Below are 22,981 nucleotides of genomic sequence, written 5' to 3' on the forward strand. Positions count from 1 at the left end.
AATCGAGGAAGCATTTAGCATGAGTAGATATACGGGCAAAGCCCTTTCATGAATGATAACCACCTACTGAAGTAGGTGGTTTTGGGCTGACAATAAAAAAACCGGCATTCATTGCCGGTTTTTTATTACTCGGACTCGAATTTAGTTACTTTTTCTGCGCCATAAATGCAATGGCTTTTTTGAATTCGTCATCAGAACAACTGCTGCACATCCCGCCTGCTGGCATGTTGCCCTTACCGTCCTTAACACTCTTCAACAGCGCATCCATGCCCTTATCCATCAACGATTTCCAGGCCGCATCCTGATGCGCACGAGGTGCACCACCGACGCCACTGGCATGACAAAACATGCAAGACTTGTTGTAAACCGCTTCACCTTCGTCTTGAGCAGAGGCATTCGCTGCAAACGCCAGCGTGGCAATCGCGGCAAGGGTATATATCTTTTTCATACACTTCGTTCCTAAAGCAATGACTTATGAGAAAATAGCTACCTTAGTAATACGATAGACTTGTTATTCAACACCGCATCAGCCTACATCAAAGTGTGCTTAAACACATCTTTTTGTGACCTAACTCTCATCTTAAAATTGCTTAACAGATAAAGTTTTGTAAATCACTAATATATTATCCACTTATGAAAAAGTTCCCAAAAGATCCTTTTTATTGGAAGCGCATCAAATTGCTGACACTTAGTCAAAAGCAGTTGTAAACCCATTTGTAGCTTTATGTTAGGATCTTTGCAGTTCTAGAAGTGCATGTTTATCGAGGGCTAAGTGACAGCACAAACCAACCCAGCATTACTGTCGGCAAGCCACCTCACTTGCATCCGTGAAGAACGGATTCTGTTTGATGACCTCAGCTTTGAGATCAACAGTGGCGATATTGTTCAGATTGAAGGCCCCAACGGCGCAGGAAAAACCAGCCTGTTACGGATCCTTGCCGGCCTGTCCCGTCCTTATGGCGGTGATGTGCTGTTTCAGGGAGAACCGATTGTCCGTTGTCGTGACGAATTTAACGAAGATCTCCTGTATTTGGGACATCTTGCCGGTGTCAAAAGCGAGCTGACCGCCGAAGAAAACCTTAACTTCAACTTAAGGATCAATGGCTACGCTCAGGTCGATTCAAGAGCAATACTGGCAAAGGTTAACCTCACCGGGTTCGAAGATGCCTTGGCAGGTCACCTGTCCGCCGGACAACATCGCCGCACTGCGCTTGCTCGTCTATGGCACACTGCCTGCAAAATCTGGATTCTGGACGAACCTTTCACCGCTATTGACAAGAAAGGGGTTGCCGAACTTGAGGAGTTATTTATCGCTCACGCCAATAATGGTGGCAGCGTGATCCTCACAACACACCAGGATATGGGCATTATCTCCGACGACAGATTACGTAAAATTCGTTTGGATTATCGCTTTGTATAGGGAATGAAATGAACAGAGGAATCAGTTATACCCAAGCATTTTTTACCCTGCTCCAACGCGATCTGAAGATTGCCGTGCGTCATCGTGGCGACATTTTCAATCCGCTGTTGTTTTTCATCATCGTCGTTACCCTGTTTCCATTAGGTATCGGCTCTGAAGCCAAAATTCTCAGTCGGGTAGCCCCAGGAATTATCTGGGTTGCTGCGTTATTGGCATCTATGTTGTCACTGGAACGACTGTTCAAGGCTGATTTCGCAGATGGTAGTCTTGAGCAGATGTTGTTAAGCCCGCAGCCACTGCAGCTATTGGTGCTGTCTAAAGTATTGGCCCACTGGTTGCTGACTGGTGTGCCATTGATTATTGTGGCCCCACTGCTGGCAGTGCTATTACATATGGATGCGAGTGCCTACCCCGCACTTATCGAGACGTTACTTCTGGGAACCCCCGTGCTGAGTTTACTTGGTGCGATTGGTGTAGCGCTGACGGTGGGACTGCGTAAAGGCGGGGTTTTGTTAAGTTTGTTAATTTTACCGTTATACATCCCAGTACTGATTTTCGCGACAGGCGCAATCGAGTTTGCCGCAACTAAACAACCCTATGACGGTCAGCTGGCAATTATTGCCGCATTGCTGGTCGGTTCCCTGGTTCTGGCGCCATTTGCCATCGGCGCCTCATTACGTGTGAGTACAAACTGATATGTGGAAATGGTTACATCCTTACGCTGAGCCCCAGAGGGCATACCAATTGGCCGGGAAATTTATTCCCTGGTTATCGATTCTTGCGACCCTGATGCTACTGACAGGCACTATCTGGGGCATGGTCTTTTCACCTACTGACTATCAACAGGGTGACAGTTACCGCATTATCTTTGTGCATGTGCCTGCCGCCTCAATGTCTATGAGTGCCTATATCGGTATGGCAATTGCGGCGTTTGTTGGCCTAGTTTGGCAAATCAAACTGGCTGACTGGATGGCGGCATCCATTGCACCAGTTGGTGCGGTCATCACGTTTATTGCGCTGATCACTGGTTCAACTTGGGGCAAGCCGATGTGGGGCACCTGGTGGGTATGGGATGCACGTCTGACTTCAGAGCTAGTGCTGCTGTTCCTGTATCTAGGTGTGATCTCGCTCTACGCTTCGTTCGAAGATAAAGTATTAGCCGCACGTGCTGCTGGCATTTTAGCCATCGTAGGTGTAATTAATATTCCTATAATTAAGTATTCCGTGGATTGGTGGAATTCTTTGCATCAAGGTTCGATCAAGATGACCGGCAAAACCGCTATGCCACCTGATATGCTGGTGCCATTGGTCATCAACATCTTAGGCTTTGGTGTCATGATCGGCGCACTGAGTCTGATTCGCTTCCGCGCAGAAATCCTCGCACGCAACGGTATGCGCCCTTGGGTTCGGGAACTGGCACAAGCTGAAGGAGTCAAATGATGCAAGCACAATTCCATTCAGTAACAGAATTTATCCACATGGGCGGTTATGCCTTCTATGTGTGGTTGGCTTATGGTGTCGCTTATGGCGCGTTAGCCATATTGATTGGTTTTTGTCTTACTCGTAAAAATCGAGTATTGAAAGAGATTGCAGCAAAGGTCAAGCGTGAAGAACGCCTGGCGCAACATCGGAGTAACAGACAGTGAACTCAAGACGCAAAAAAAGATTAGTACTGGCCAGTGCGCTGGTGGGCGGTGTAGCAGCAGTAGCCTCATTGCTGTTGTATGCGCTGAATTCTAACCTCAACCTGTTCTACACTCCGTCTGAAATTCTCAACGGGAAAGTAGACACCGGTGTCAGACCAGAAATTGGTGATCGTATCCGCATCGGTGGCATGGTGACTGAAGGTTCAGTCGTCCGGGATCCTCAAAGCCTTAATGTCAGTTTTGCAGTACATGATGCCAATGGCGGACAGGTAACAGTGACGTATGATGACCTGCTGCCAGATCTGTTCCGTGAAGGCCAGGGTGTAGTCGCGCAAGGTGTGTTAGTTGCTCCAGGAAAATTGGAAGCGACTGAAGTGCTGGCAAAGCACGACGAAAACTACATGCCACCAGAAGTTGCGGCAGCAATGGGTAAAAACCATCAGAAGATGGAATACACTGCAGAGCAGATGTCTGGTGGTAGTAAATAACGGCTAACGTTATCATTAAAAAAGCGCCTAGTTGGCGCTTTTTTGTTGTCTTAAATCTAGACGTTACGCTGCCAGACACAGCAGTTGTTGCAACTCAGGCAACGAATTGACCTCAAAATGAGGGATTATTCCTTCAGGTCTCGGAGCGCCCAGACTATTGAGCCAGCAAGTATGTAAGCCAGCATTAAGACCGCCAAGCACATCCGTATGGGGATTATCCCCCACCATCAGCACTCGGCTTCGTTGCGGATTATCCATCTGCGCCAATGCGTGCTCGAAAATGGCCTTTTCCGGCTTGGGAGCGCCCACTTCTTCAGAAATCACCAACACATCGATCAACTCTGTGAGCCCGACTTTTTCCAGACGAATCCGTTGCAACGCTGAAAAACCATTGGTGATAATGCCCAACTTTGCATGACCGCGCAGGCAAGCAAGCAGCTCTGCCGCACCCGGCAACATTTCACAGATTTCGGCCATCGCCAGCAGATACTGCTGGTTTAACAGCAGCGGCGCAACACCAAGCCGTTGTCCCCAACAGGCAAAGCGCTGGCGCTGCAATGTTTCCGCATCGATTTGCCGTGCTTGATAAGCCTGCCACAACGGAATATTCGCGGCAGAATAATCGGCAAATTCCGCCGGGCCAAAATCCACGCCATATTGGGAAAACATCAGTCGTAGCCCGCGCGGCGCATCAAAATTGAACAGCGTGTCATCGGCATCAAACAATACCCAATCATAATCCGGGTGTTTAGGGCTAGACATAGTTTCTCCTCAGCAACAATGAACTCCATAAAGCGTTGCTGATCTTATGCCGCCAAAGGCAGAAGTCGCAATATAGGTCATTAATTGCCAACGTCTGCGCGTTATCAACTTTCAACTTCAATCTCAGTCTCAGCCTCTTTAGACGCCGCAAGCCGTGCAAAATAGTCTCGTGCCGCCGCCTTAACCCGTGGCGCTAACAGGATGGCTGACAACATGGTGGGGATTGCCATCAATGCATAACACCCATCAATGATATTGACCACGTTATCGAGACTGGTAGTCGCTGCGAACAAAATGGCTCCCAGAAACAGATACAGGTATAAATTCACATAACGGCTGCCAAACAAAAAGCGAAAGCACTGACTGCCGTAAAACGCTTGAGTGATAATGGTGGTGATAGAGAAAAAGAACACGCACAACATCAACAGGTAAGGACCAATTCCAGGGATGGTGGTGGCGAATGCAGCACTGGATAAACTAATGCCGTCCATGCCGCTATATTGCCAGACACCAGAAATAAGAATGATTAACGCCGTTGCAGTACACACCAGTAAGGTATCAATCGCCGGACCCAACATTGCCACCAGCCCCTCTTTAATCGGGTCAGCGGTTCTGGCGCTGCCGTGAGCCATCACTTCAGTTCCGATACCCGCTTCATTGGAAAAAGCCGCGCGTTTTACCCCGATCAGCATGGTACCGAGTAACCCGCCCGCGATCGAATTGACCGAAAATGCATCTTCAATAATCATCGCAAAATAGTGCGGGATTTCCCCGAGGTGGCTGATGAGTACAAACAGCGCACAGCCGACATAAAGCAAAATCATGGTCGGCACTAAGCGGGTCGCGACTGCTGCAATACGGGTGATGCCTCCCAATACCACACTAGCGACCAGCAGCATGACACAGATCCCAATACCCAGCTCCAGCCAAAACTGCGCGCCGCTAGTGGTAGTACTGTCATGCACCTGAAACAGCTGCTCCTTGAGGATTTGCACCAGTTGGTTACCGTTGAATAACGGTGCATTCCCCACCAGCCCTACGACGGCGAAGAAAATCGCCAGCGGCTTCCATTTTGCGCCCAGACCTTGCGTCACAATGTACATAGGGCCGCCCTGAACATGGCTGGTATCGTCTTTACCACGATACATAATCGCCAAGGTGCAGGTAAAAAACTTGGTCGCCATTCCGACGAGTGCACTGACCCACATCCAGAAAATTGCGCCTGGCCCCCCCGCAGCGATGGCTAAGGCCACACCGCCAATATTGCCCATCCCGACAGTTCCAGCCATCGCACTGGACAATGCCCCAGCATGAGAGATGTAGCCATCAGCATTAGGCTCATTATATTTGCCACGGACGATATCAATCGCGTGTTTCAAATAACGAAATGGTACGAAGCCGGAATACAACAAGAAAAACAGACCGCCGCCCACCAGCAAAAACAGCATATGGGGGCCCCATGCATAGTTAGCAAAGGCAGAGGTCGCCTCGGCAAAAGTCATATTGTTAACTCCAGGTGAATTTTGTCTAGCGTACCAAGCTGGCTTACTTAATCAAGAATTGCGGCTGAATATCTTATTTTTATTCAGTAGAATTGCATAAATAAAGTTTAAAAAGCGAAACCAATTAGGATCATTCAAAAATACCGAGGACCATCGATGGCACCTCAACCGCTACTCATCGCGCCGTCGTTTCGCTACCGTCAGCCAATCCAACGCGACCCCAGAGATTGCATTAAAGCCTCGGATGCGGAACACCAGTTGCAGCAGTTGGGGACGTGGGCGCACTTTGGGCTCCACTGAGCGCGGAATAAACCATAAGGCCACTAACGCACGTAACACGGTAGACACCAAAAACACTACAAAGATAGGGCTGGCGAGTTGCCAACCGCTCCAAGTCAGGAAATCAGCAGCGTGACTGGCAACCACACCACCACACAGCGCCCCCACAAAAACCAACCCGGCACTCAGTGCCGCCTGTAATGCCGCGTAGCAAGCAAAGTCGGAACGAAATGGACGGATATCATAGAGATAGTTGGCCGTACTTAATGTAAAGCCACTCCAGGAGATACCCGAATAAGCCTGGATCAGCAAAATGTAATAGAAGTTATCAGAGAATAACCACACCAATGGCAATGTGGGGATCATGCATGACGTAATGATCATCACCAACCGGTTACCATAGAGATCGCTGAAACGCCCCCAAAATCTCAGGGTGATAAACTGGGTTAAAATTGAGGCGACACTGCTCATCACAAACTGCAAATAGTTAAAGTGCAATGTTTCCAGCATGTACACCGCAAAAAATGGTGCCGAAATGGCCACCATCGACTGCATTCCAGCTACAAACAGACTGTATTGCCGAAATACCTTGTCTTTCCAGGCTTCGCTGAATTGATGCAGTGTCTGTATAAACAGTCCCGGAGTATGCGGAATGGTAGGTTCTGGGTCGTGCATTTTCCACAGTAGCCAGGCAGACACGAAACGTCCTAAGGCAACGGCGGCAAATAATAACGAAAATCCCAGCCAGGCCATGCTGAAGGAATCCGTCAAATTCAGCACCGTCCCGCCAAGCAGGAAAACGGTTAGTGACGCTATCTGGGTTAAGCGGGTGCGCGCCGCGAAAAAGGTGCCACGGCGTCTGGCGGGTACAATTGCCCCCATCCAGGCCCGCCAATGGGGCTGAATAAGATTAAGAAAGCCCTGGTACAACATTGCCAGCAGGATAAATAACCAGACAGCATGCTCACCAGCGAGGGCGGCCAATAAGCCCATGGCTAACACCCCCACCGCCTGCAGCGCTGCACAAAACACAATAAAGTGACGACGTGGGAAGTGGCTGGCGAGCCATACTGATAACAATTGGCTGATGGCACCAAACAGCTGTGGCAGCCCCGTAACCCAGCCCATCTGCGACAAGCTGGCACCTAAAGAGATGGCAAACGCGTTAAAAAAATTGTCACTGGTCGCCGTCATGGCTGATGAGGCCAACGCTTCCTGTTGCGAACGTTTAAGTGTCAGCCGTAACCAGCTATTGCGGGGGTCCCGCTTAACTTGAGACGTGGCTGCCGACGAGGTGACGGCCATAGTCACAATATCCTTGTGCTGCGGATAGTTGCATTATTGAGCGATTATGGAGTAAGCGAAATAGCAATACCAGATTATAAATTGCTCAGGGAGGCAATTAGTTCTGATTCCTGCGCCAACAGTCGTTGATAGAGGGTGAACTGATTCGCGGCCCGCTGCAAATTGTGCTGTGGATGCTCGACCCGAAAATAATTATCGCCATCCAGATAGTCCGTCAGGAATCTTACCGCGAGCATCAGGGTCACCACCCGCACGCCTAACCATAAGCTCTCACGTTCAGCAGCGGTCATGATCTGTCCGAGCGCGCGTTGCCAGCCTCGCGTAAGCGCCGCGAAGTAGTCTGGCAACACCTGTACCGACGCCAATGCCGTGTTGTCTTCAGCCACCGCAGCACAACAGCTGCGCACCATATCGCCAAAGTCATACATCAAGTAGCCCGGCATACAGGTATCCAGGTCAACTACCGCCACCGGCAACTGCAGCCCTTGTGAAAAAAGCAAGTTATTGATTTTAGTGTCATTATGACAAACACGCAGGGGCAATAGTGGCTCAATGTCGGCTAACTCCTTGAGCAACGACTGTTGCGACAACGCCAATTCATACCAGTTAAGGCAACTGCGTAAACGCTGCAACCGATCAGCCGTGGCGGCTTGCTGTAACGCCTGTAATCGTCCCGCGAGCGATCTAAAGCCGGGGATCACCTCCGCCAACTGGTGAGCATCAATGTCTGCAAGTGCGCCGACAAACTGCCCAAAGGCTTGCGCGAGCTGTTCCGCTTGGGTGACATTTGTCAGCTGTTCAATGCTGCAACTATCCGGGATATAGCTGATCGCGCGCCAGAAGCCCTGTTCCCCCAAATCCACGGCTAAATGATTGTCGCGGGTGGGCAATGGCCGGGTATAAGTGAGTGGATAACTGCCCTGATCATGTTTATCCGCCAAATGCTGCGCAATAACAGTGGAATTGGCTATCAGCTGCCACGGTTGAGGAAAAACAATCGTGTTAATGCACTGCAACACCAGTGCTGAGCCGCCATCATCGACTAACCAAGTTCCATTGATATGGCCATTGCCCAGTGGCGTTATGACAAGCGGTGAGATCGCCTTTTCGTCAAAATAGTGGGGTAACACCGCCTCACGGATCAGCCTATCAGTTTTGATATTTGCTGCGGGTGACAAGTCCGATTCCTTATTTCAGATACTGGCTAAAGGCATTGTCTGCTTGCAGCGCTGCCTGACTGCCTTTGAGGCTAAAATCATAGCCGCAAAGTTTAATACTACCGCGCATTGCGATATCGTTGATCAACGCTTTAGTATCCAGTGGACTAAAAGCGGCTTCCACTAAACCGTTGCCATTAATAATACTCACCTTAAGCGGTCGAAACTGGCTGCCATCATTAAACTGCAATGCGGCGCAGCGTTGGTCGCCTGTCGCGGATGCCAAGTCCCAAATAACGCCTGGTTTAAGCGTGTCACCCAGCCAGGAGAGATATAAATTATCCTGCTCCAGTGACAAGCTGAAATGATCCGGCAGTTTCACCGTCTGCCGCTTGACACTTGGCTGTGCTGTATCCATGGCTTGGAGCGGAGCATCCACCTTCGGCGCAGCAGATGGACTGAACCACCACACCAGCGCCATCATTATACAAACCGACACGGCCGCAAATGCGCTGAGCGCCTTGCGGTACTGCCAGGCTGGTTGCAATAAATCACGGACTATTTGTTGCCAACCCGACAGCATTGCCGATAACGAGCCGGGTGGCGAAGGTTCCTGCCACGATGAATCCTCTGGCATATTGGTATCAGCAGCGACAGCCTCATTAACTATCTGAGGTTCCAGGGCGACATCATCATGGGTCTGAAACGTTTGTCCATAGGGTTCCGTTATTGTGGTTGTGGTCACGGTTGCCACAGCAGCAGTTGCGCCGATGGTCGGCTCGACTCGCCTTCCCCGGGTTTTAGGCGATAGATCAACGGGCCCAGCATATCCTTGCAGATACTCACGCCGATTTATTGCGCCCGAACCGGCCACGGCGGGAATAAATGCCAAGCCCAAATGCAGTAATACCGCAAGGCCTAAACCAATGTTGAAATAAATATCGACACCTTCAGTCGACAGCGCCGCCAGCACGAGTAACCAGGGTAAAATCGCCACCGCCGCGATCAATAAAGGCCTGCCAGCATCGCGCATGCGCCGCACAGAAGTCGCCAGAACCAACAGCAATAACAGCATTCCTGGCAACCAGATAAAGTAACGGCTACCGAAAAGTAACCATAGCAACATCAACGATAAATAAGCTGCCCCACTGATCAGAAGATGTCGCCAGCCAAGGTCACATCCGCGGAGACAGATAAGCGATTTAAACAGCACGATGTCCTCTTTTATAGCCCGGTTGCTGCACTACAATAATGTGATGACAGACTAACGAATTTACACTCAAATGTCAGTGGCACTGGTAAGCCTTTCACCACAGTCTTATAATGTCGCCCCTATTTTTCCGTCAATCACCCACAAAAGACGCTATCCGGATATAAATTATGAGTGCCCGTGGAAATCTTTTTATTGTATCGGCCCCCAGTGGTGCAGGGAAATCCTCACTGATTGCCGCGTTGCTGGCTGATACGCCCAAAGACATGCAGGTGTCTGTGTCACATACCACCCGCAAGCCTCGCCCTGGCGAATCTCACGGACAGCATTATTACTTTGTGTCCGTCGATGAATTTAAAACGCTCATTACCGAAAACGCATTTCTGGAATGGGCCGAAGTCTTTGGTAACTATTACGGCACCTCTCGCCGGGTGATTGAACAAGCATTGGCAGACGGCATCGATGTTTTTCTCGACATTGACTGGCAAGGGGCGCAGCAAATTAAGCAACAGATGCCAGAAGCTGTCGGTATTTTTATTCTGCCGCCGTCCCGTGAAGCGCTAGAGCAGCGTCTGAAAGGCCGGGGACAGGACTCAGCAGAAGTGATCGCGTCCCGGATGGAGAAAGCGGTTTCTGAAATGTCGCACTATAACGAGTACGACTTTATTATCGTTAACGACCAATTTGAGCAGGCGCTTGGGGATCTGCGGGCAATAATCCGCAGCCAACGGCTGACTCAAGCTAGTCAAATCAACACCCACAGTGATATGCTTAAAGGTCTGTTGGCAGATTAACTGCCTTCGTGTACACTTTTGCGTCATTTTTTCACTGAACACACTGGAGTTCCAACACATGGCTCGCGTAACTGTAGAAGACGCCGTAAAGCAGATCGGCAACCGTTTTGACATGATTATGGTTGCGGCCCGTCGCGCCCGTCAGATCGCCGTTCAGGGTAAAGATCCCCTGGTGGAAGAAGAAAATGACAAGCCAACCGTAATCGCCCTGCGCGAAATCGAACAGGGTCTGGTGAACGCTCAAACTCTGGAAGCCGATGAGCGCCAGAGTGTGCGTGAACGCGAAGCAGCTGAAATTGCTGCCGTGGCTGCGATTGCTGAAGGCCACCAGTCGCTGTAAGGCGATTTGATAGTAGGAGTATCACCACTTGTATCTGTTTGAAGGTCTCAGGGAAGCCGCGGCCGCTTATCTGGAGCCGGAGCAGGTAGAATTACTCAAACAGGCTTATCAGGTGGCGCGCGATGCCCATGAAGGGCAAATGCGCACCAGTGGTGAACCCTACATCACGCATCCGGTAGCGGTTGCACATATTCTTGCCGATATGCGTCTCGATCATGAGACGCTGATGGCAGCCCTGCTGCACGACACGATTGAAGACACCCATGTCACCCACCAAGATCTCACCAACATGTTTGGCGAGTCTGTTGCCGAACTGGTGGAAGGGGTGTCCAAACTCGACAAAATCAAATTCCGCGACAAAAAAGAAGCTCAGGCTGAAAACTTCCGCAAAATGATGATGGCCATGACCCAAGATATCCGGGTCATCCTGATCAAACTGGCCGACCGCACGCACAACATGCGCACGCTTGGCGCTTTACGACCAGACAAACGCCGACGCATTGCTCGTGAAACCCTGGAAATTTACGCACCGATTGCCAACCGTCTCGGTATTCACAATATCAAGACCGAATTGGAAGATCTGGGGTTTCAGGCTTATTACCCGATGCGTTACCGGGTGTTAAAGGAAGTTGTACGCGCGGCGCGTGGAAACCGTAAAGAGCTGATCCAAGGGATAGAAAACGCTATCCACACGCGCCTGGAAGACACTGGCATTCACGGCAAAGTGAAAGGCCGCGAAAAAAACCTTTACTCCATTTATAACAAGATGCGCAGCAAAGAGCTGCAATTCCAGGAAGTAATGGATATCTATGCCTTCCGCATCATCGTTGACAGTGTTGATACCTGTTATCGGGTGCTGGGGGTCATGCATGGCTTATACAAACCACGGCCTCTACGTTTCAAAGACTATATTGCGATTCCTAAGGCTAACGGCTACCAGTCACTGCATACGTCGCTCATTGGTCCACACGGCGTGCCAGTGGAGATCCAGATCCGTACTGAAGATATGGATCAGATGGCAGATAAAGGGGTAGCCGCGCACTGGATGTACAAGAGTGGCCAAAGTGCGGCAGCACCGGGGACCAGTGGCACCACCACCCAGCTGCGAGCACGCAAATGGATGCAGAGCCTGTTAGAACTGCAGCAAAGTGCTTCGTCATCCTTTGAATTTGTCGAGAACGTTAAAACTGAACTGTTCCCAGACGAAATCTACGTTTTCACACCCGAAGGGCGAATTCTGGAGCTGCCAGTGGGGGCAACGCCGGTTGACTTCGCCTATGAAGTCCACACCGATGTCGGTAACACCTGTGTTGGCGCCAAAGTGAACCGCATGTCCTACCCGCTAAGCCAACCGCTGTTATCCGGGCAGACCGTCGAAATCATCACCGCCAAAGGTGCCAAACCTAACGCTGCATGGCTGAACTTTGTCGTGACCGGCAAAGCACGCTCCAAAATCCGTCAGGTGTTGAAGAATCTTAAAAAAGACGAAGCCATTGCGCTCGGTAAACGGCTGCTGAACCATGCGCTGGGTGACAGTAAACTGGAGCAGTTCAGCCAGGAACAGATCAATAAAGTCGTTACCGATACCAAACATAAAGATTTTGATGAGTTGTTGACAGAAATTGGCCTCGGCAACGCCATGAGCCTGGTGATAGCACAACGACTCAAGGGGGATTCTGTCGATTCTCGTAAAGCAGATGATGACAGTAACCTGATGCCAATTCGCGGTTCTGAAGGCATGCTAGTGTCATTTGCCAACTGCTGTCGTCCGATCCCGGGCGATGCGGTCATCGCCTATGTCAGCCCTGGTAAGGGGCTGGTGGTTCACATGGAAAACTGCGCCAATATTCGTGGCTACCAGAGCGAACCGGACAAATATATTCCCGTACAATGGGACGCGGTTGACGGTACTGAATTCCAGGCCAATGTGCGCATTGAAATCGTTAACCATCAAGGTGCATTGGCAAAAATCACGAACATTATTGCCGCAGAAGGTTCCAATATCAGCAATATCAGCACCGAAGAGCGCGATGGCCGGGTTTATCTGATCCATCTGCGTATTTCCGTGCGCGATCGTGTGCATCTGGCCAACGTGATGCGCCGCATCCGGGTATTGCCAGAAGTGCTGCGTATTTCCCGAAACCGTTAACCACAAGGAGTCACCAAGCGTTATGGCTGAGAAAGAGATTATTGCCACCGATAAGGCACCAGCAGCTATCGGCACCTATTCCCAAGCAGTGAAAGTAGGTTCTACCGTTTATCTTTCCGGACAGATCCCCTTAGTTCCTGCCACCATGGAACTTGCCGGTGACGAATTTGAAGCGCAGGTAGTTCAAGTATTTGAAAACCTCAAAGCCGTATGCCAGGCGGCGGGTGGTGAGTTGGCCGATATTGTCAAACTCAATATCTACATGGTTGATTTAGGTCACTTCGCCAAGGTCAATGAAGTGATGGGACGTTACTTCCAGCAACCGTACCCTGCCCGCGCAGCCATCGGCGTTAAACAACTGCCGAAAGGCGCTCAGGTAGAAATGGACGGCGTGGTCGAGCTTTAACGCATATCATTCGACTTAAAAAAGGCGCTATACAGCGCCTTTTTTAATTTCAATCATCCGCTTACTGATTGTCTTTCGCGGTTACGGTTACTGGCGTAATACCTGATTGCTTAAACCAGGTTTCGGCGCGTTGTTTCTCAGCGGCGGTAGGTACATATTCCACCCAATTATCCTGTTCGGATTTGCGATACCGCAGGCATTGTTTTGCGACATCAAACTGATAATAAGGGAACACTTCTCGCAAATTAAAGAACGCTGCCGGGGCGAACAAGATGATATCGGTTGCCAAATATCCGCCGTTAAATTTTAGGGGTAACACGCCATAAAAAGGCTGCTGTCCCGGTTGAATCGCCTTAAACTCATAATGCCCAAAACTGGTGGTTGCCAACGTCTCTGTGCGTGGTGCATCCTGCCCTTTGGCATCCTTGATATAAATTGTCGTGTCAGGCTGCATCGCTGTCAGTGATGTGGTTGCTGAACACGCCCCCAATAACATTGCCATCCCCACACAAGCCGTTAATTTTATAAATTTCAGTTCCATTGATGTGCTCATAATTGTTGTGATATTCGTGCGCTAAATTAGCGGAATTCGACAACCAAAACCCCGAGGGCGACCACATAAAAGCAACTTAGGAAATCAGGCAGAGATCTCATCGGATTTGCACCTCGGTTAATTGCCCGCCATAATCAAACAAGTGTTTTATATTTTTAGAAAACAGAGAGTTTCGACATAATGCTGCTGGTTTTGGGGCAAGTAGCGAATGGTTAACTTAAGGGGAAAACCCATGTCAGCTTCTTATAAAAGTCCAGTGGAAATGCTCAATCAATGGGCAGAGGTTCAGGGCGATGCCGTATATCTGCGTCAACCCATCAAAGGGCAATTCCGTGATTACAGTTGGCGCCAGGTGCAACAAACAGCACAACGTCTAGCAGGGGCGTTACGCCATCTGGGTTATGAGCCAGGAGAGAAAATAGCACTGCTATCAAAAAACTGTGCCGAGTGGTTTATCACTGACTTAGCGCTGATGCATGGTGGCTACATTAGTGTACCTATCTACCCCACAGCCAATGCCGATACTATCCGTTATATTTTGGAGCACAGTGGTTGCAAAGCCATATTTGTCGGCAAATTGGATCACTGGGCAGATCAGGAAGCCGGCGTCGGCGGAGAGCTATTACGCTTGGCATTACCGTATGAAACGATGCCCGCACAATACCAATGGCTGCAGTTATTGAATATGGGGCAGCCATTGGTGGATGCGCCGCTACCGGCCGCCGAGCAAATAATGACACTTATCTATACTTCCGGCTCTACCGGTAAGCCTAAGGGCGCGGTACAGACATTTGCCAGTTACAGTTGGACCTGCAATGCCGTCGTGCGAGACTTAAAAGCCTCACAGGAAGATCGCCTGCTTTCCTACTTGCCACTGGCCCATATTACGGAGCGGGTCGCGATTGAGGGATCATCGTTTTATGCCGGCTGTCCGGTCGCTTTTGTGGAAAGCCTAGAAACCTTTGTCGCCGACGTACAACGCATGCAACCCACAGTATTTTTCTCAGTGCCGCGGCTGTGGACCCTGTTCCAGAAAAACATTATCGATAAAGTCGGCAGTTTCAGAAAACTCAATCTGCTGCTGAAAATTCCGCTATTGAACTGGCTGGTGAAGCGCAAGATCCACCAAGGTCTGGGCCTTGGTAAGTCACGACTGTTGGGCTCAGGTTCCGCCCCGATCCCACCTTCATTAGTGCACTGGTATCACAGTATCGGGCTGGACATCTGCGAAGCCTGGGGCATGACCGAAAACTGTGCGTATTCCATTATTAATCATCCATTTGATGCCAGCAAAATCGGGACCGTTGGGAAGCCAATTGTTGGCTGTCAAATCAAACGCTCCGCCGACGGTGAGTTATTAGTGAAAAGTCCGGGGCTGATGCGGGAATACTATAAAGCACCAGAAGCAACAGCTGCTGCCTTTGACGAAGAGGGCTATTTCCGCACCGGCGATCTCTGCGAAATCGATAAAGATGGCTGCGTCAGTATCACCGGCAGGGTGAAAGATAATTTCAAAACCGCCAAAGGCAAATACGTCGCTCCAGTGCCGATTGAGCGCAAGCTGGCACAAGACCCGCACGTAGAATTGCTGTGTGTCATCGGCTCAGGACTCCCGCACCCGGTCGCCTTGATACAACTGTCTGAAGGAGCCATGCTGCAGCCACGGGAAGAGGTGCGTAGCTCCCTTAAAACCACACTTGATGCAATCAATCCGAATCTGGAATCCCACGAAACAGTCGATGCATTGATTGTGGTTACTGAACCCTGGACGATTGAAAACGACGTGTTAACACCGACACTAAAAATCAAACGGCATGTACTGGAACAGCGCTATACCGCAAAGGCAGAGAAAGTCCGCGGTGCGGTGGTGGTTTGGGAAGATGAAATTTAAAGCATGACAATCCGCACGATCCCGGCGTTTGCCGGGGTCTTTTTGACATATTCTGTCGAATATTCCTTGCTTTGCCAAGCAAACTCCTTATGCTGACACTCCAGCGCCATTCGCCAAATCAACTCGTGAGCTGTAATAAACATGCTGATTTTTTTGTCAATTCTCGGTGGTTTTCTGATCCTTACTTTCGGAGCAGAGGCATTGGTTCGTGGTGCCAGTGCCATTGCCTTACGCTTGGGCGTTACTCCGCTAGTGATTGGCCTGACCATCGTCGCCTTCGGCACCAGTGCCCCTGAATTGGCGGTCAGTGTTAAATCCGCAATGGCCGGCAGTCCCGGCATTGCCTTGGGAAATGTGATCGGCTCCAACATTGCCAACATCGGTCTGATCCTAGGACTAACCGCACTTATTCGGCCTGTAGGTGTACAATCTCAGATGGTTCGCCGCGACATTCCCCTGATGATTGGGGCCTCGCTACTGGTGTGGTTACTGCTACTTGATGGATTGCTCGGGCTAGTCGATGGCTTAATATTGTCACTCTTGCTGCTGGCCTATCTGGTGCACAGCTATTACAGCGCGGGCGCAGATGACACTGAAGAATTTGAAGCCGGACCTCGTAATCCGCTGTTATCCATATTACTTATTGTTATTGGCATCGCATGCCTGGTCGGCGGTGGCGTATTGTTTGTTAACGGCGCGGTAGATCTGGCCCGTGCGTTTGATATTAGCGAAGCCGTGATCGGTCTGACAATCATCGCTATCGGTACCAGTATGCCGGAACTGGTTACCTCGATGGTTGCAGCCATGAAAGGACAAAGTGACATTGCCATTGGTAATGTGGTCGGGTCTAACCTATTCAACCTGCTGGGGATCCTGGGGATCACCGCATTGGTACATCCGATTAGCGCGGCCGGCTTCAGTATTCTGGACTTTGGCGTAATGCTGGCGCTGGCAGTGGTATTGCTGCCATTGGCGCACCGCGGTTACCGCATTGGCCGCCGTGATGGCATGCTGCTCTTGCTCGCATATCTGGGTTATATGGCATGGCTGGTGAGCCACGCATCAGCCTAATGGCAACAACAACTAGTATTTGTCGTGGCTGGCGAAAATAAGTACATTGTCAAAGGGGTAATCTTTGATAATATATGTATAAATTCACAGTAATCCGGTGCTAACGTTTTGCAGAGACTGGATCTTATTCCCATCACCGAGCTCAAAGGCATTGCGGCCAAAATGGCCGGCAAGCTGGAAAAGCTGGGAATTCACACAGTACAGGATCTGCTGTTCCACCTGCCGCTGCGCTATGAAGACCGTACCCGTATCTATGCCATCGCCGAGCTACATCCCGGCGACTATGGCACCATAGAAGCAGAAATCCAATCCAGCCAGATTATCAATGGCCGTAAGCGCATGCTGACCTGCAATGTTCGCGATGCCAGCGGCACGATGACGTTGCGCTTTTTCAACTTTTCTGCGGCCCAACGCAACGCCATGCAACAAGGGCTGATGATCCGTGCTTACGGTGAGATACGCCATGGCAGTCACCATGCAGAAATCATTCATCCCGAGTACAAAATCTTTGCGACCGGAGAGCCACCAGCCCTCAATGAAAGTCTGACCCCCATTTACCCCACCACTGAAGGACTGAAGCAAGCCAGCTGGATCAAGCTCAGCAGCCAGGCATTGGCGTTGTTACAAGAGGGCGGACTGCAGGAACTGATCCCCGAAACCCTGCGCCCCAATCAACTGAGTCTGGCAGCAGCGGTACGGCTGCTACACCGGCCGCCCGCCGACGTGGATATCTATCGCCTCATGCAAGGACAACATCCCGCGCAGCAACGGCTGGTACAAGAAGAGTTGCTGGCGCATAACCTGAGCATGTTGAAACTAAGGCAGCGCAGTAATCAGGATAAAGCGGTGTCGTTGCCAGCGACCGGACAGTTACTTAGGCCATTTTTAAAGCGTTTGCCATTTCACCCCACCAGCGCGCAGCAACGCGTTGTAGCCGATATCAACCGTGATATCGAAAAACCGCAGCCAATGATGCGTCTGGTGCAAGGCGATGTGGGCTCAGGTAAAACGCTGGTTGCGGCAATGGCAGCATTACAGGCGATTGAAAACGGCTATCAGGTGGCAATGATGGCACCAACCGAGTTGTTGGCAGAGCAGCACGCCCTTAATTTCAGCAATTGGTTTACGTCATTGGGACTAAAAGTCGGCTGGCTGGCCGGAAAACTTAAAGGCAAGCTCCGCGAGCAATCGTTGCAGGAGATTGCCGACGGCAGCGCACAGATGGTCATCGGCACACATGCTATCTTTCAGGAACAGGTACAGTTTCACAAGCTGGCGTTGATCATTATCGATGAACAACATCGGTTTGGCGTACACCAGCGCCTTGGGCTGCGGGAAAAAGGGGCAATGCAGGGTTATTACCCACATCAGCTGATCATGACCGCCACCCCGATCCCAAGAACGCTGGCGATGACTGCTTATGCGGATTTAGATACCTCGATTATTGATGAACTTCCCCCAGGCAGAACGCCGGTGACCACGGTGGCGATCAGCAACCACCGCCGACAGGAAGTGATCGAGCGAGTGCGGCGCGCCACGTTGGACGATGGCCGTCAGGCATATTGGGTCTGTACCTTAATTGAAGAATCGGAAGTGCTACAGTGCCAGGCCGCAGAAGATACCTGGGAAGAATTAAAAGCCGCGTTGCCCAATCTACATATCGGTCTGGTCCACGGTCGAATGAAAAGTAGCGAAAAACAACAGGTAATGGACCGTTTTAAACAGGGTGAATTGAATCTGTTGGTGGCAACCACTGTCATAGAAGTAGGCGTTGATGTGCCCAACGCCAGCCTGATGATTATCGAAAACCCTGAGCGCTTGGGACTGGCGCAGTTACATCAGCTGCGTGGCCGGGTGGGACGCGGCGCGGTGGCCAGTCACTGTGTATTGATGTACCAGCCACCACTGTCGCAGACAGCAACCAAGCGTCTAGGTGTGCTCAGGCAAAGTAACGACGGTTTTGTCATTGCACAGCAGGATTTGGAAATACGTGGTCCAGGAGAAGTATTGGGCACCCGCCAGACTGGGCTGGCAGAGATGAAAGTGGCCGACTTGGTACGAGACCAGGCATTAATTCCACACATTCAAAAACTGGCGCAGCACTTGATGCAACAAGCACCAGAAAACGTTGATGGCATTATCCAGCGCTGGTTAGGAGATCGACAACAATATGTTCAAGCTTGATCAAAAAATAAACATTTGTTCAGCCAACATTAAAACAATTTGCCGCACAATGTTCGGCAACGAATTATGAAACATAATAATCCCTGCCAACCAGGGGCAGTTTGGTGGACAATCACCACAATATTGGCAGAATGAGGGGGCGCTCCTCACTGTTTGTGAAGAAAGGAAATCCTATGCAAGTCAATGAAGAAGATAGAATTGCTCCTGGGAAGCAGGCATCCGGTGGCAACGGTGTAATCTGGGTGTTAGCGCTGCTGGTCATCGTCCTCGCTGGAGGCGGCTGGTATTACTTGACCAAAGATGAAAGTGCCACAGAAACGCCGCAGCAGAGTGAAGAGCAAGCTGCGGTCAGTCTGCCAGATACCGCACCAGAACAGCCACTACAAACAGACGCGCCGGTACCTGAACCGGAAGCTCAGCCACAACCTACTGCGGCAGCGCCGCAAGCACAAGAAGAGGCAGCCAAACCAGCTGCCGAGCAACTGCCAGCACTTGCTGATAGCGATAAGTTTGTGCACGATAAAGTGGTACAAATGGCCGATGGCATGAATATCAATCCATTACTGAATGACAGTGACATGGTGCGCCAGTTCGTGGTCTTTGTAGATAATCTGGCGCAGGGTGAATTGGCACGTAAAACCAGTCCAATGAAAGCGCCCACCCAAAAATTTACCGTATCAGACATCACTAACAAGACGTACCTTGATCCTGACAGCTACCATAGATACGACGTCTACGCGGATTTTCTCAGCGGTCTTGATGATAACCAGTTACTGGCCACCTATAAGCAGATGTCACCGTTATTGGAACAGGCATTTGCCGAATTAGGTTACCCCAATATGACCTTCAATCAGCGGTTACATCAGGCGATGAAAGTGCTATTGGGCACCCCAATAGTGGACGAGCCCATCGAACTGTATTCCATCAGCGTCAACTACAAGTTCGTTGACCCTAAGCTCGAAGCATTGCCCAATGCCCAAAAATTGTTGATCCGTATGGGCCCGGATAACACGCGTAAAATCAAGAAAGTATTGCGACAACTCCAAACACTGTTGCCTCAATAATGCGAAAAGCCCATGTTACTGCATGGGCTTTTTTGTTAACTGCAGAAGCTTCTGTTAACAAATGGCTTCTGCAGTCTCTGTCAATCAATGTAAAATACCCGCTTATACTGAATTCAACACAGGATGAGTTCTTGCCGGAACCAAAGGAGCTGTTCAACATTCCTGGGGATTTTGGCAGGCAGTTCAGAGACAGCACAGTGCAACTAACGTTCAGCATTCTCAGTTGGGGAGCCTGGTCTCCCGACTATCAACAACGTCAGGACTGGCAGCAGTGGCAACAGGCCAATGGTGCTACGCCGGTGCATACTGCTGTGCCGCCATTGCAGCAAGTGCCCTCCATGCAAAAGCGCCGGTTCAGCAGGCTGACGAAAATGATGCTAGAGGCTGCCTTTATGGCGCAACCGCAGCCCGATTGCCGCTCAGTGTTTGCCTCACGCCACGGAGAACTCCATCGCACCATAACGCTGCTGGAAGAAATGCTGCAACAACAACCCTTGTCACCCATGGGGTTCAGCCAGTCCGTGCATAACACCGCCAGTGGTGTCTTTGGTATTCTCACGCAAGATCAGGCTCCATCTACGTCTATTGCGGCAGGCCGCAATACCTTAAGCCAGGCACTGGTCGAAACCTGGACCTTACTTGTAGAAGACTCGAAGCCGGTATTGCTAGTCTTTGGCGACGACCCGGTGCCGCAAGTCTATCAAGACTTTGTCAATGAACCTGAGTATCCATTAGCGTTAGCATTGGTGCTGGCTCCCGAGACTTGTGCTGGGATCGCCTCCCTGACACTGGACACTCACCATCAAGACACATCATCTTTGTGTTATGGCCAACTGCTGCAAAGTCTTGCGACATGCAGAGCAACAGCGGGACAACTTGCAGGTATGTACTGGCAATTACGACCTCGGGAGGGAGCATGCTAGACACTTCCAAGGGGCTGGGTTATCTGCCACGCTGGTTGGCCGGTATGAGTTGCTATATTGCCTTTGGTGTTGGCGGGCTAATCAGCTCGTTTACGCTACTCCCGCTGCTCAAATATTGGCCTGGAGATGCCAATGCGCGTATTCAACGCGTTCAGAAGGCAGTTCATCTGATGTTCCGCGTCTTTGTCAGAATGTTAACCTGGGCACGCGTCATTCGTCTTGATAGTCACTATTGTCAACAATTACAACAAGCTAAGGGGATGGTCGTGATTGCTAACCACCCAACCTTAATTGACGTAGTGGTGCTGATCAGCCTGATGCCCAATGCTGGCTGTATTGTTAAACAGGGGCTCTGGCGCAACCCATTTATGCGTGGAGTGGTCTCTGCGGCGGGCTATATTCCCAATCGTGGCGCAGAGTTGCTGCTGGCCGATTGTCGTGAAGTATTAAATCGAGGTACCAATCTGATTATTTTTCCGGAAGGTACCCGTACCGTCAAAGGTGAAGTGATTAACGACTTTGCTCGCGGCGCGGCCAATATTGCACTGCGCTGTCATGCAGAACTGTTGCCTGTAGTCCTCAAAGTCAGTAATGCCGGCTTGACCAAACAGGATCCCTGGTATGAAATTCCTCGCAGGACCATGCATATTCAAGTGCAGGTTGGCGAACATATTGAGACAGTAACCGCTGTTGAGGATAGCAGTGCCAAACAGGCTCGCCGGCTCACTCATGAGCTGGAAATTTATTACCGACAACAATTAGATGGAAACTATGAGCTTACATGACGAAATCAAGCAATTGATTATTGATAGTCTGGATCTGGAAGATGTTAGCGTCGCAGATATCGAGACTGATGCACCATTGTTCGGTGAGGGCTTGGGACTGGATTCGATTGACGCACTGGAACTGGGACTGGCGATTAAAAAGCAGTTTGATGTCAAAATCGAAGCCAATTCTGAAGCGACTCGCGATCATTTTTACAGTGTCGCGACATTAGCCAAGTTCATTGAATCACAGCGGTCGTAGGAGATGGCAATGCAAAACCGTGAACAGATCCTGCAGATGCTGAGCCGTATTCTGGAAGATGAATTCGAAATAGACGCGGCAGATATCACCCCGGAAGCATCGCTGTATCAAGATCTGGATTTAGACAGCATTGACGCCGTAGATTTAGTGATAAAACTGCAGCAGATCACCGGCAAAAAAATTCAGCCCGAAGCCTTTAAAGCGGTTCGGACTGTCGATGATGTGGTGAATGCTATTCAGCAGTTGGTCAATGATTGATGGGTAAACTGGCCCAGGCAGTGACCTTTATTCTGTTGCTGGGCTACCCGCTGGCAGTTTACCTGGGGCTCAATTATCTGCCCGGAAACCTGCTGGCGCCGCTGTTAGCGTTGCTGTTGTTGATGCGCTTAGTGACACAAAAGCAGCCGCTACGTTTACTGGCATTGCCGGTGTTATTCGGCCTGTTATTGGCGCTGGGCAGTTTTGTCGCAAGGCAGCAGCACTGGCTGCTTTACTACCCGATAGTGATGAATCTGTGCATGTTAGGGCTGTTTGGCAGTTCATTGCTGAAGGGGCCCAGCATGGTAGAGCGGCTGGCAAAGATCACCGAACCACAATTGCCAGACGCCGCGCGGCCATATTTACGTAAAGTGACCGGGCTGTGGTGTTTACTGTTTGTCATCAATGGTTCCATGGCAACTTACACTGCGCTGTATACCAGTTTAGCTACCTGGACCTTATACAACGGACTCATTGCCTACCTGCTGATTGGCCTACTGGCCGGCAGTGAATGGCTATACCGCCACTTTTGGCTGACAAGATCGTAAGAGAC

General features: G+C 50.4%; 25 protein-coding genes. 18 read left to right on the forward strand and 7 right to left on the reverse strand.

Annotation, left to right across the window (positions count from 1 at the left end; genetic code table 11):
- Nucleotides 1-145 precede the first annotated feature (145 nt).
- On the reverse strand, nucleotides 146-448 hold the full coding sequence (locus tag PY479_RS03275) for a c-type cytochrome (RefSeq protein WP_212594718.1): 303 nt from the start codon (nucleotides 446-448) through the stop codon (nucleotides 146-148).
- Nucleotides 449-772: 324 nt separating this feature from the next.
- Here PY479_RS03275 and ccmA point away from each other — a divergent pair, with 324 nt between their 5' ends.
- Genes ccmA through ccmE form a run of 5 tightly spaced genes read left to right on the forward strand, consistent with a single transcriptional unit; the run spans nucleotide 773 to nucleotide 3,554 of the window.
- Complete coding sequence (gene ccmA / locus PY479_RS03280; RefSeq protein WP_212594719.1) at nucleotides 773-1,420, forward strand: cytochrome c biogenesis heme-transporting ATPase CcmA; 648 nt, start codon at nucleotides 773-775, stop codon at nucleotides 1,418-1,420.
- Nucleotides 1,421-1,428: 8 nt separating this feature from the next.
- A complete protein-coding gene (gene ccmB / locus PY479_RS03285; protein ID WP_212594720.1) occupies nucleotides 1,429-2,115 on the forward strand; it encodes a heme exporter protein CcmB in 687 nt (228 codons plus the stop codon).
- 1 nt (nucleotide 2,116) lies between these two features.
- Nucleotides 2,117-2,860 (forward strand): heme ABC transporter permease, encoded by a 744-nt coding sequence (locus PY479_RS03290; protein WP_212594721.1) that lies wholly within the window; start codon nucleotides 2,117-2,119, stop codon nucleotides 2,858-2,860.
- Nucleotides 2,857-3,066 carry a heme exporter protein CcmD gene (gene ccmD / locus PY479_RS03295; protein ID WP_228730371.1) on the forward strand — a complete coding sequence of 70 codons (210 nt, stop codon included), beginning with the start codon at nucleotides 2,857-2,859 and terminating at the stop codon, nucleotides 3,064-3,066. The genes PY479_RS03290 and ccmD overlap by 4 nt, the downstream gene beginning before the upstream one ends.
- Nucleotides 3,063-3,554, forward strand: coding sequence for a cytochrome c maturation protein CcmE (ccmE, locus tag PY479_RS03300; RefSeq protein ID WP_212594722.1), 492 nt, complete (start codon nucleotides 3,063-3,065; stop codon nucleotides 3,552-3,554). The genes ccmD and ccmE overlap by 4 nt, the downstream gene beginning before the upstream one ends.
- A gap of 63 nt (nucleotides 3,555-3,617) precedes the next feature.
- Here the strand turns inward: ccmE and yjjG are convergent, their stop codons facing one another.
- The 5 genes from yjjG to PY479_RS03325 all read right to left on the reverse strand — a co-directional run bounded on the left by yjjG (nucleotide 3,618) and on the right by PY479_RS03325 (nucleotide 9,772).
- Nucleotides 3,618-4,316 (reverse strand): pyrimidine 5'-nucleotidase, encoded by a 699-nt coding sequence (gene yjjG / locus PY479_RS03305; protein ID WP_212594723.1) that lies wholly within the window; start codon nucleotides 4,314-4,316, stop codon nucleotides 3,618-3,620.
- A 104-nt stretch (nucleotides 4,317-4,420) separates the two neighbouring features.
- Nucleotides 4,421-5,818 (reverse strand): amino acid carrier protein, encoded by a 1,398-nt coding sequence (locus PY479_RS03310; protein ID WP_275482870.1) that lies wholly within the window; start codon nucleotides 5,816-5,818, stop codon nucleotides 4,421-4,423.
- Between the two features lie 171 nt (nucleotides 5,819-5,989).
- Nucleotides 5,990-7,402, reverse strand: a complete 1,413-nt coding sequence (locus PY479_RS03315) for an MFS transporter (protein WP_275482871.1) — start codon at nucleotides 7,400-7,402, stop codon at nucleotides 5,990-5,992.
- A gap of 74 nt (nucleotides 7,403-7,476) precedes the next feature.
- Nucleotides 7,477-8,580, reverse strand: coding sequence for an aminoglycoside phosphotransferase family protein (locus PY479_RS03320; protein ID WP_275482872.1), 1,104 nt, complete (start codon nucleotides 8,578-8,580; stop codon nucleotides 7,477-7,479).
- Nucleotides 8,581-8,590: 10 nt separating this feature from the next.
- A complete protein-coding gene (locus PY479_RS03325) occupies nucleotides 8,591-9,772 on the reverse strand; it encodes a hypothetical protein (RefSeq protein ID WP_275482873.1) in 1,182 nt (393 codons plus the stop codon).
- Nucleotides 9,773-9,939: 167 nt separating this feature from the next.
- Here PY479_RS03325 and gmk point away from each other — a divergent pair, with 167 nt between their 5' ends.
- Genes gmk through PY479_RS03345 form a run of 4 tightly spaced genes read left to right on the forward strand, consistent with a single transcriptional unit; the run spans nucleotide 9,940 to nucleotide 13,458 of the window.
- Nucleotides 9,940-10,563, forward strand: coding sequence for a guanylate kinase (gene gmk / locus PY479_RS03330; RefSeq protein ID WP_275482874.1), 624 nt, complete (start codon nucleotides 9,940-9,942; stop codon nucleotides 10,561-10,563).
- Between the two features lie 58 nt (nucleotides 10,564-10,621).
- Complete coding sequence (gene rpoZ / locus PY479_RS03335; RefSeq protein ID WP_133040421.1) at nucleotides 10,622-10,903, forward strand: DNA-directed RNA polymerase subunit omega; 282 nt, start codon at nucleotides 10,622-10,624, stop codon at nucleotides 10,901-10,903.
- 28 nt (nucleotides 10,904-10,931) lie between these two features.
- Entirely contained in the window at nucleotides 10,932-13,052 is a 2,121-nt protein-coding gene (gene spoT / locus PY479_RS03340) for a bifunctional GTP diphosphokinase/guanosine-3',5'-bis pyrophosphate 3'-pyrophosphohydrolase (RefSeq protein ID WP_212594728.1), read from the forward strand.
- Between the two features lie 22 nt (nucleotides 13,053-13,074).
- Nucleotides 13,075-13,458 (forward strand): RidA family protein, encoded by a 384-nt coding sequence (locus PY479_RS03345; RefSeq protein ID WP_212594729.1) that lies wholly within the window; start codon nucleotides 13,075-13,077, stop codon nucleotides 13,456-13,458.
- Nucleotides 13,459-13,519: 61 nt separating this feature from the next.
- Here PY479_RS03345 and PY479_RS03350 read toward each other — a convergent pair whose 3' ends face one another.
- On the reverse strand, nucleotides 13,520-13,999 hold the full coding sequence (locus tag PY479_RS03350; RefSeq protein ID WP_275482875.1) for a hypothetical protein: 480 nt from the start codon (nucleotides 13,997-13,999) through the stop codon (nucleotides 13,520-13,522).
- A gap of 244 nt (nucleotides 14,000-14,243) precedes the next feature.
- Here PY479_RS03350 and PY479_RS03355 point away from each other — a divergent pair, with 244 nt between their 5' ends.
- From PY479_RS03355 to PY479_RS03395, 9 genes are all read left to right on the forward strand, one after another.
- Nucleotides 14,244-15,902, forward strand: coding sequence for an AMP-binding protein (locus tag PY479_RS03355; protein ID WP_275482876.1), 1,659 nt, complete (start codon nucleotides 14,244-14,246; stop codon nucleotides 15,900-15,902).
- A gap of 141 nt (nucleotides 15,903-16,043) precedes the next feature.
- Nucleotides 16,044-16,973 (forward strand): calcium/sodium antiporter, encoded by a 930-nt coding sequence (locus PY479_RS03360; RefSeq protein ID WP_212594732.1) that lies wholly within the window; start codon nucleotides 16,044-16,046, stop codon nucleotides 16,971-16,973.
- Between the two features lie 108 nt (nucleotides 16,974-17,081).
- Nucleotides 17,082-19,157: an ATP-dependent DNA helicase RecG gene (gene recG, locus PY479_RS03365; RefSeq protein ID WP_275482877.1), complete on the forward strand. Its 2,076-nt coding sequence runs from the start codon at nucleotides 17,082-17,084 to the stop codon at nucleotides 19,155-19,157.
- Between the two features lie 173 nt (nucleotides 19,158-19,330).
- Nucleotides 19,331-20,221, forward strand: a complete 891-nt coding sequence (locus tag PY479_RS03370; RefSeq protein WP_275482878.1) for a DUF3014 domain-containing protein — start codon at nucleotides 19,331-19,333, stop codon at nucleotides 20,219-20,221.
- Nucleotides 20,222-20,418: 197 nt separating this feature from the next.
- The gene (locus tag PY479_RS03375; RefSeq protein ID WP_275483001.1) at nucleotides 20,419-21,144 is read left to right on the forward strand and encodes a beta-ketoacyl synthase chain length factor; all 726 of its coding nucleotides are present in this window, start codon (nucleotides 20,419-20,421) and stop codon (nucleotides 21,142-21,144) included.
- Complete coding sequence (locus PY479_RS03380) at nucleotides 21,138-21,929, forward strand: lysophospholipid acyltransferase family protein (RefSeq protein WP_275482879.1); 792 nt, start codon at nucleotides 21,138-21,140, stop codon at nucleotides 21,927-21,929. The genes PY479_RS03375 and PY479_RS03380 overlap by 7 nt, the downstream gene beginning before the upstream one ends.
- On the forward strand, nucleotides 21,916-22,170 hold the full coding sequence (locus PY479_RS03385) for a phosphopantetheine-binding protein (RefSeq protein WP_212594736.1): 255 nt from the start codon (nucleotides 21,916-21,918) through the stop codon (nucleotides 22,168-22,170). Before PY479_RS03380 ends, PY479_RS03385 begins: the two co-directional genes overlap by 14 nt.
- A gap of 9 nt (nucleotides 22,171-22,179) precedes the next feature.
- Complete coding sequence (locus PY479_RS03390) at nucleotides 22,180-22,428, forward strand: acyl carrier protein (RefSeq protein WP_212594737.1); 249 nt, start codon at nucleotides 22,180-22,182, stop codon at nucleotides 22,426-22,428.
- Nucleotides 22,428-22,976 (forward strand): hypothetical protein, encoded by a 549-nt coding sequence (locus PY479_RS03395; protein ID WP_275482880.1) that lies wholly within the window; start codon nucleotides 22,428-22,430, stop codon nucleotides 22,974-22,976. Before PY479_RS03390 ends, PY479_RS03395 begins: the two co-directional genes overlap by 1 nt.
- Nucleotides 22,977-22,981 lie beyond the last annotated feature (5 nt).

Source organism: Shewanella sp. A32 (genome assembly GCF_029167175.1).
Classification (GTDB): domain Bacteria; phylum Pseudomonadota; class Gammaproteobacteria; order Enterobacterales; family Shewanellaceae; genus Shewanella; species Shewanella yunxiaonensis.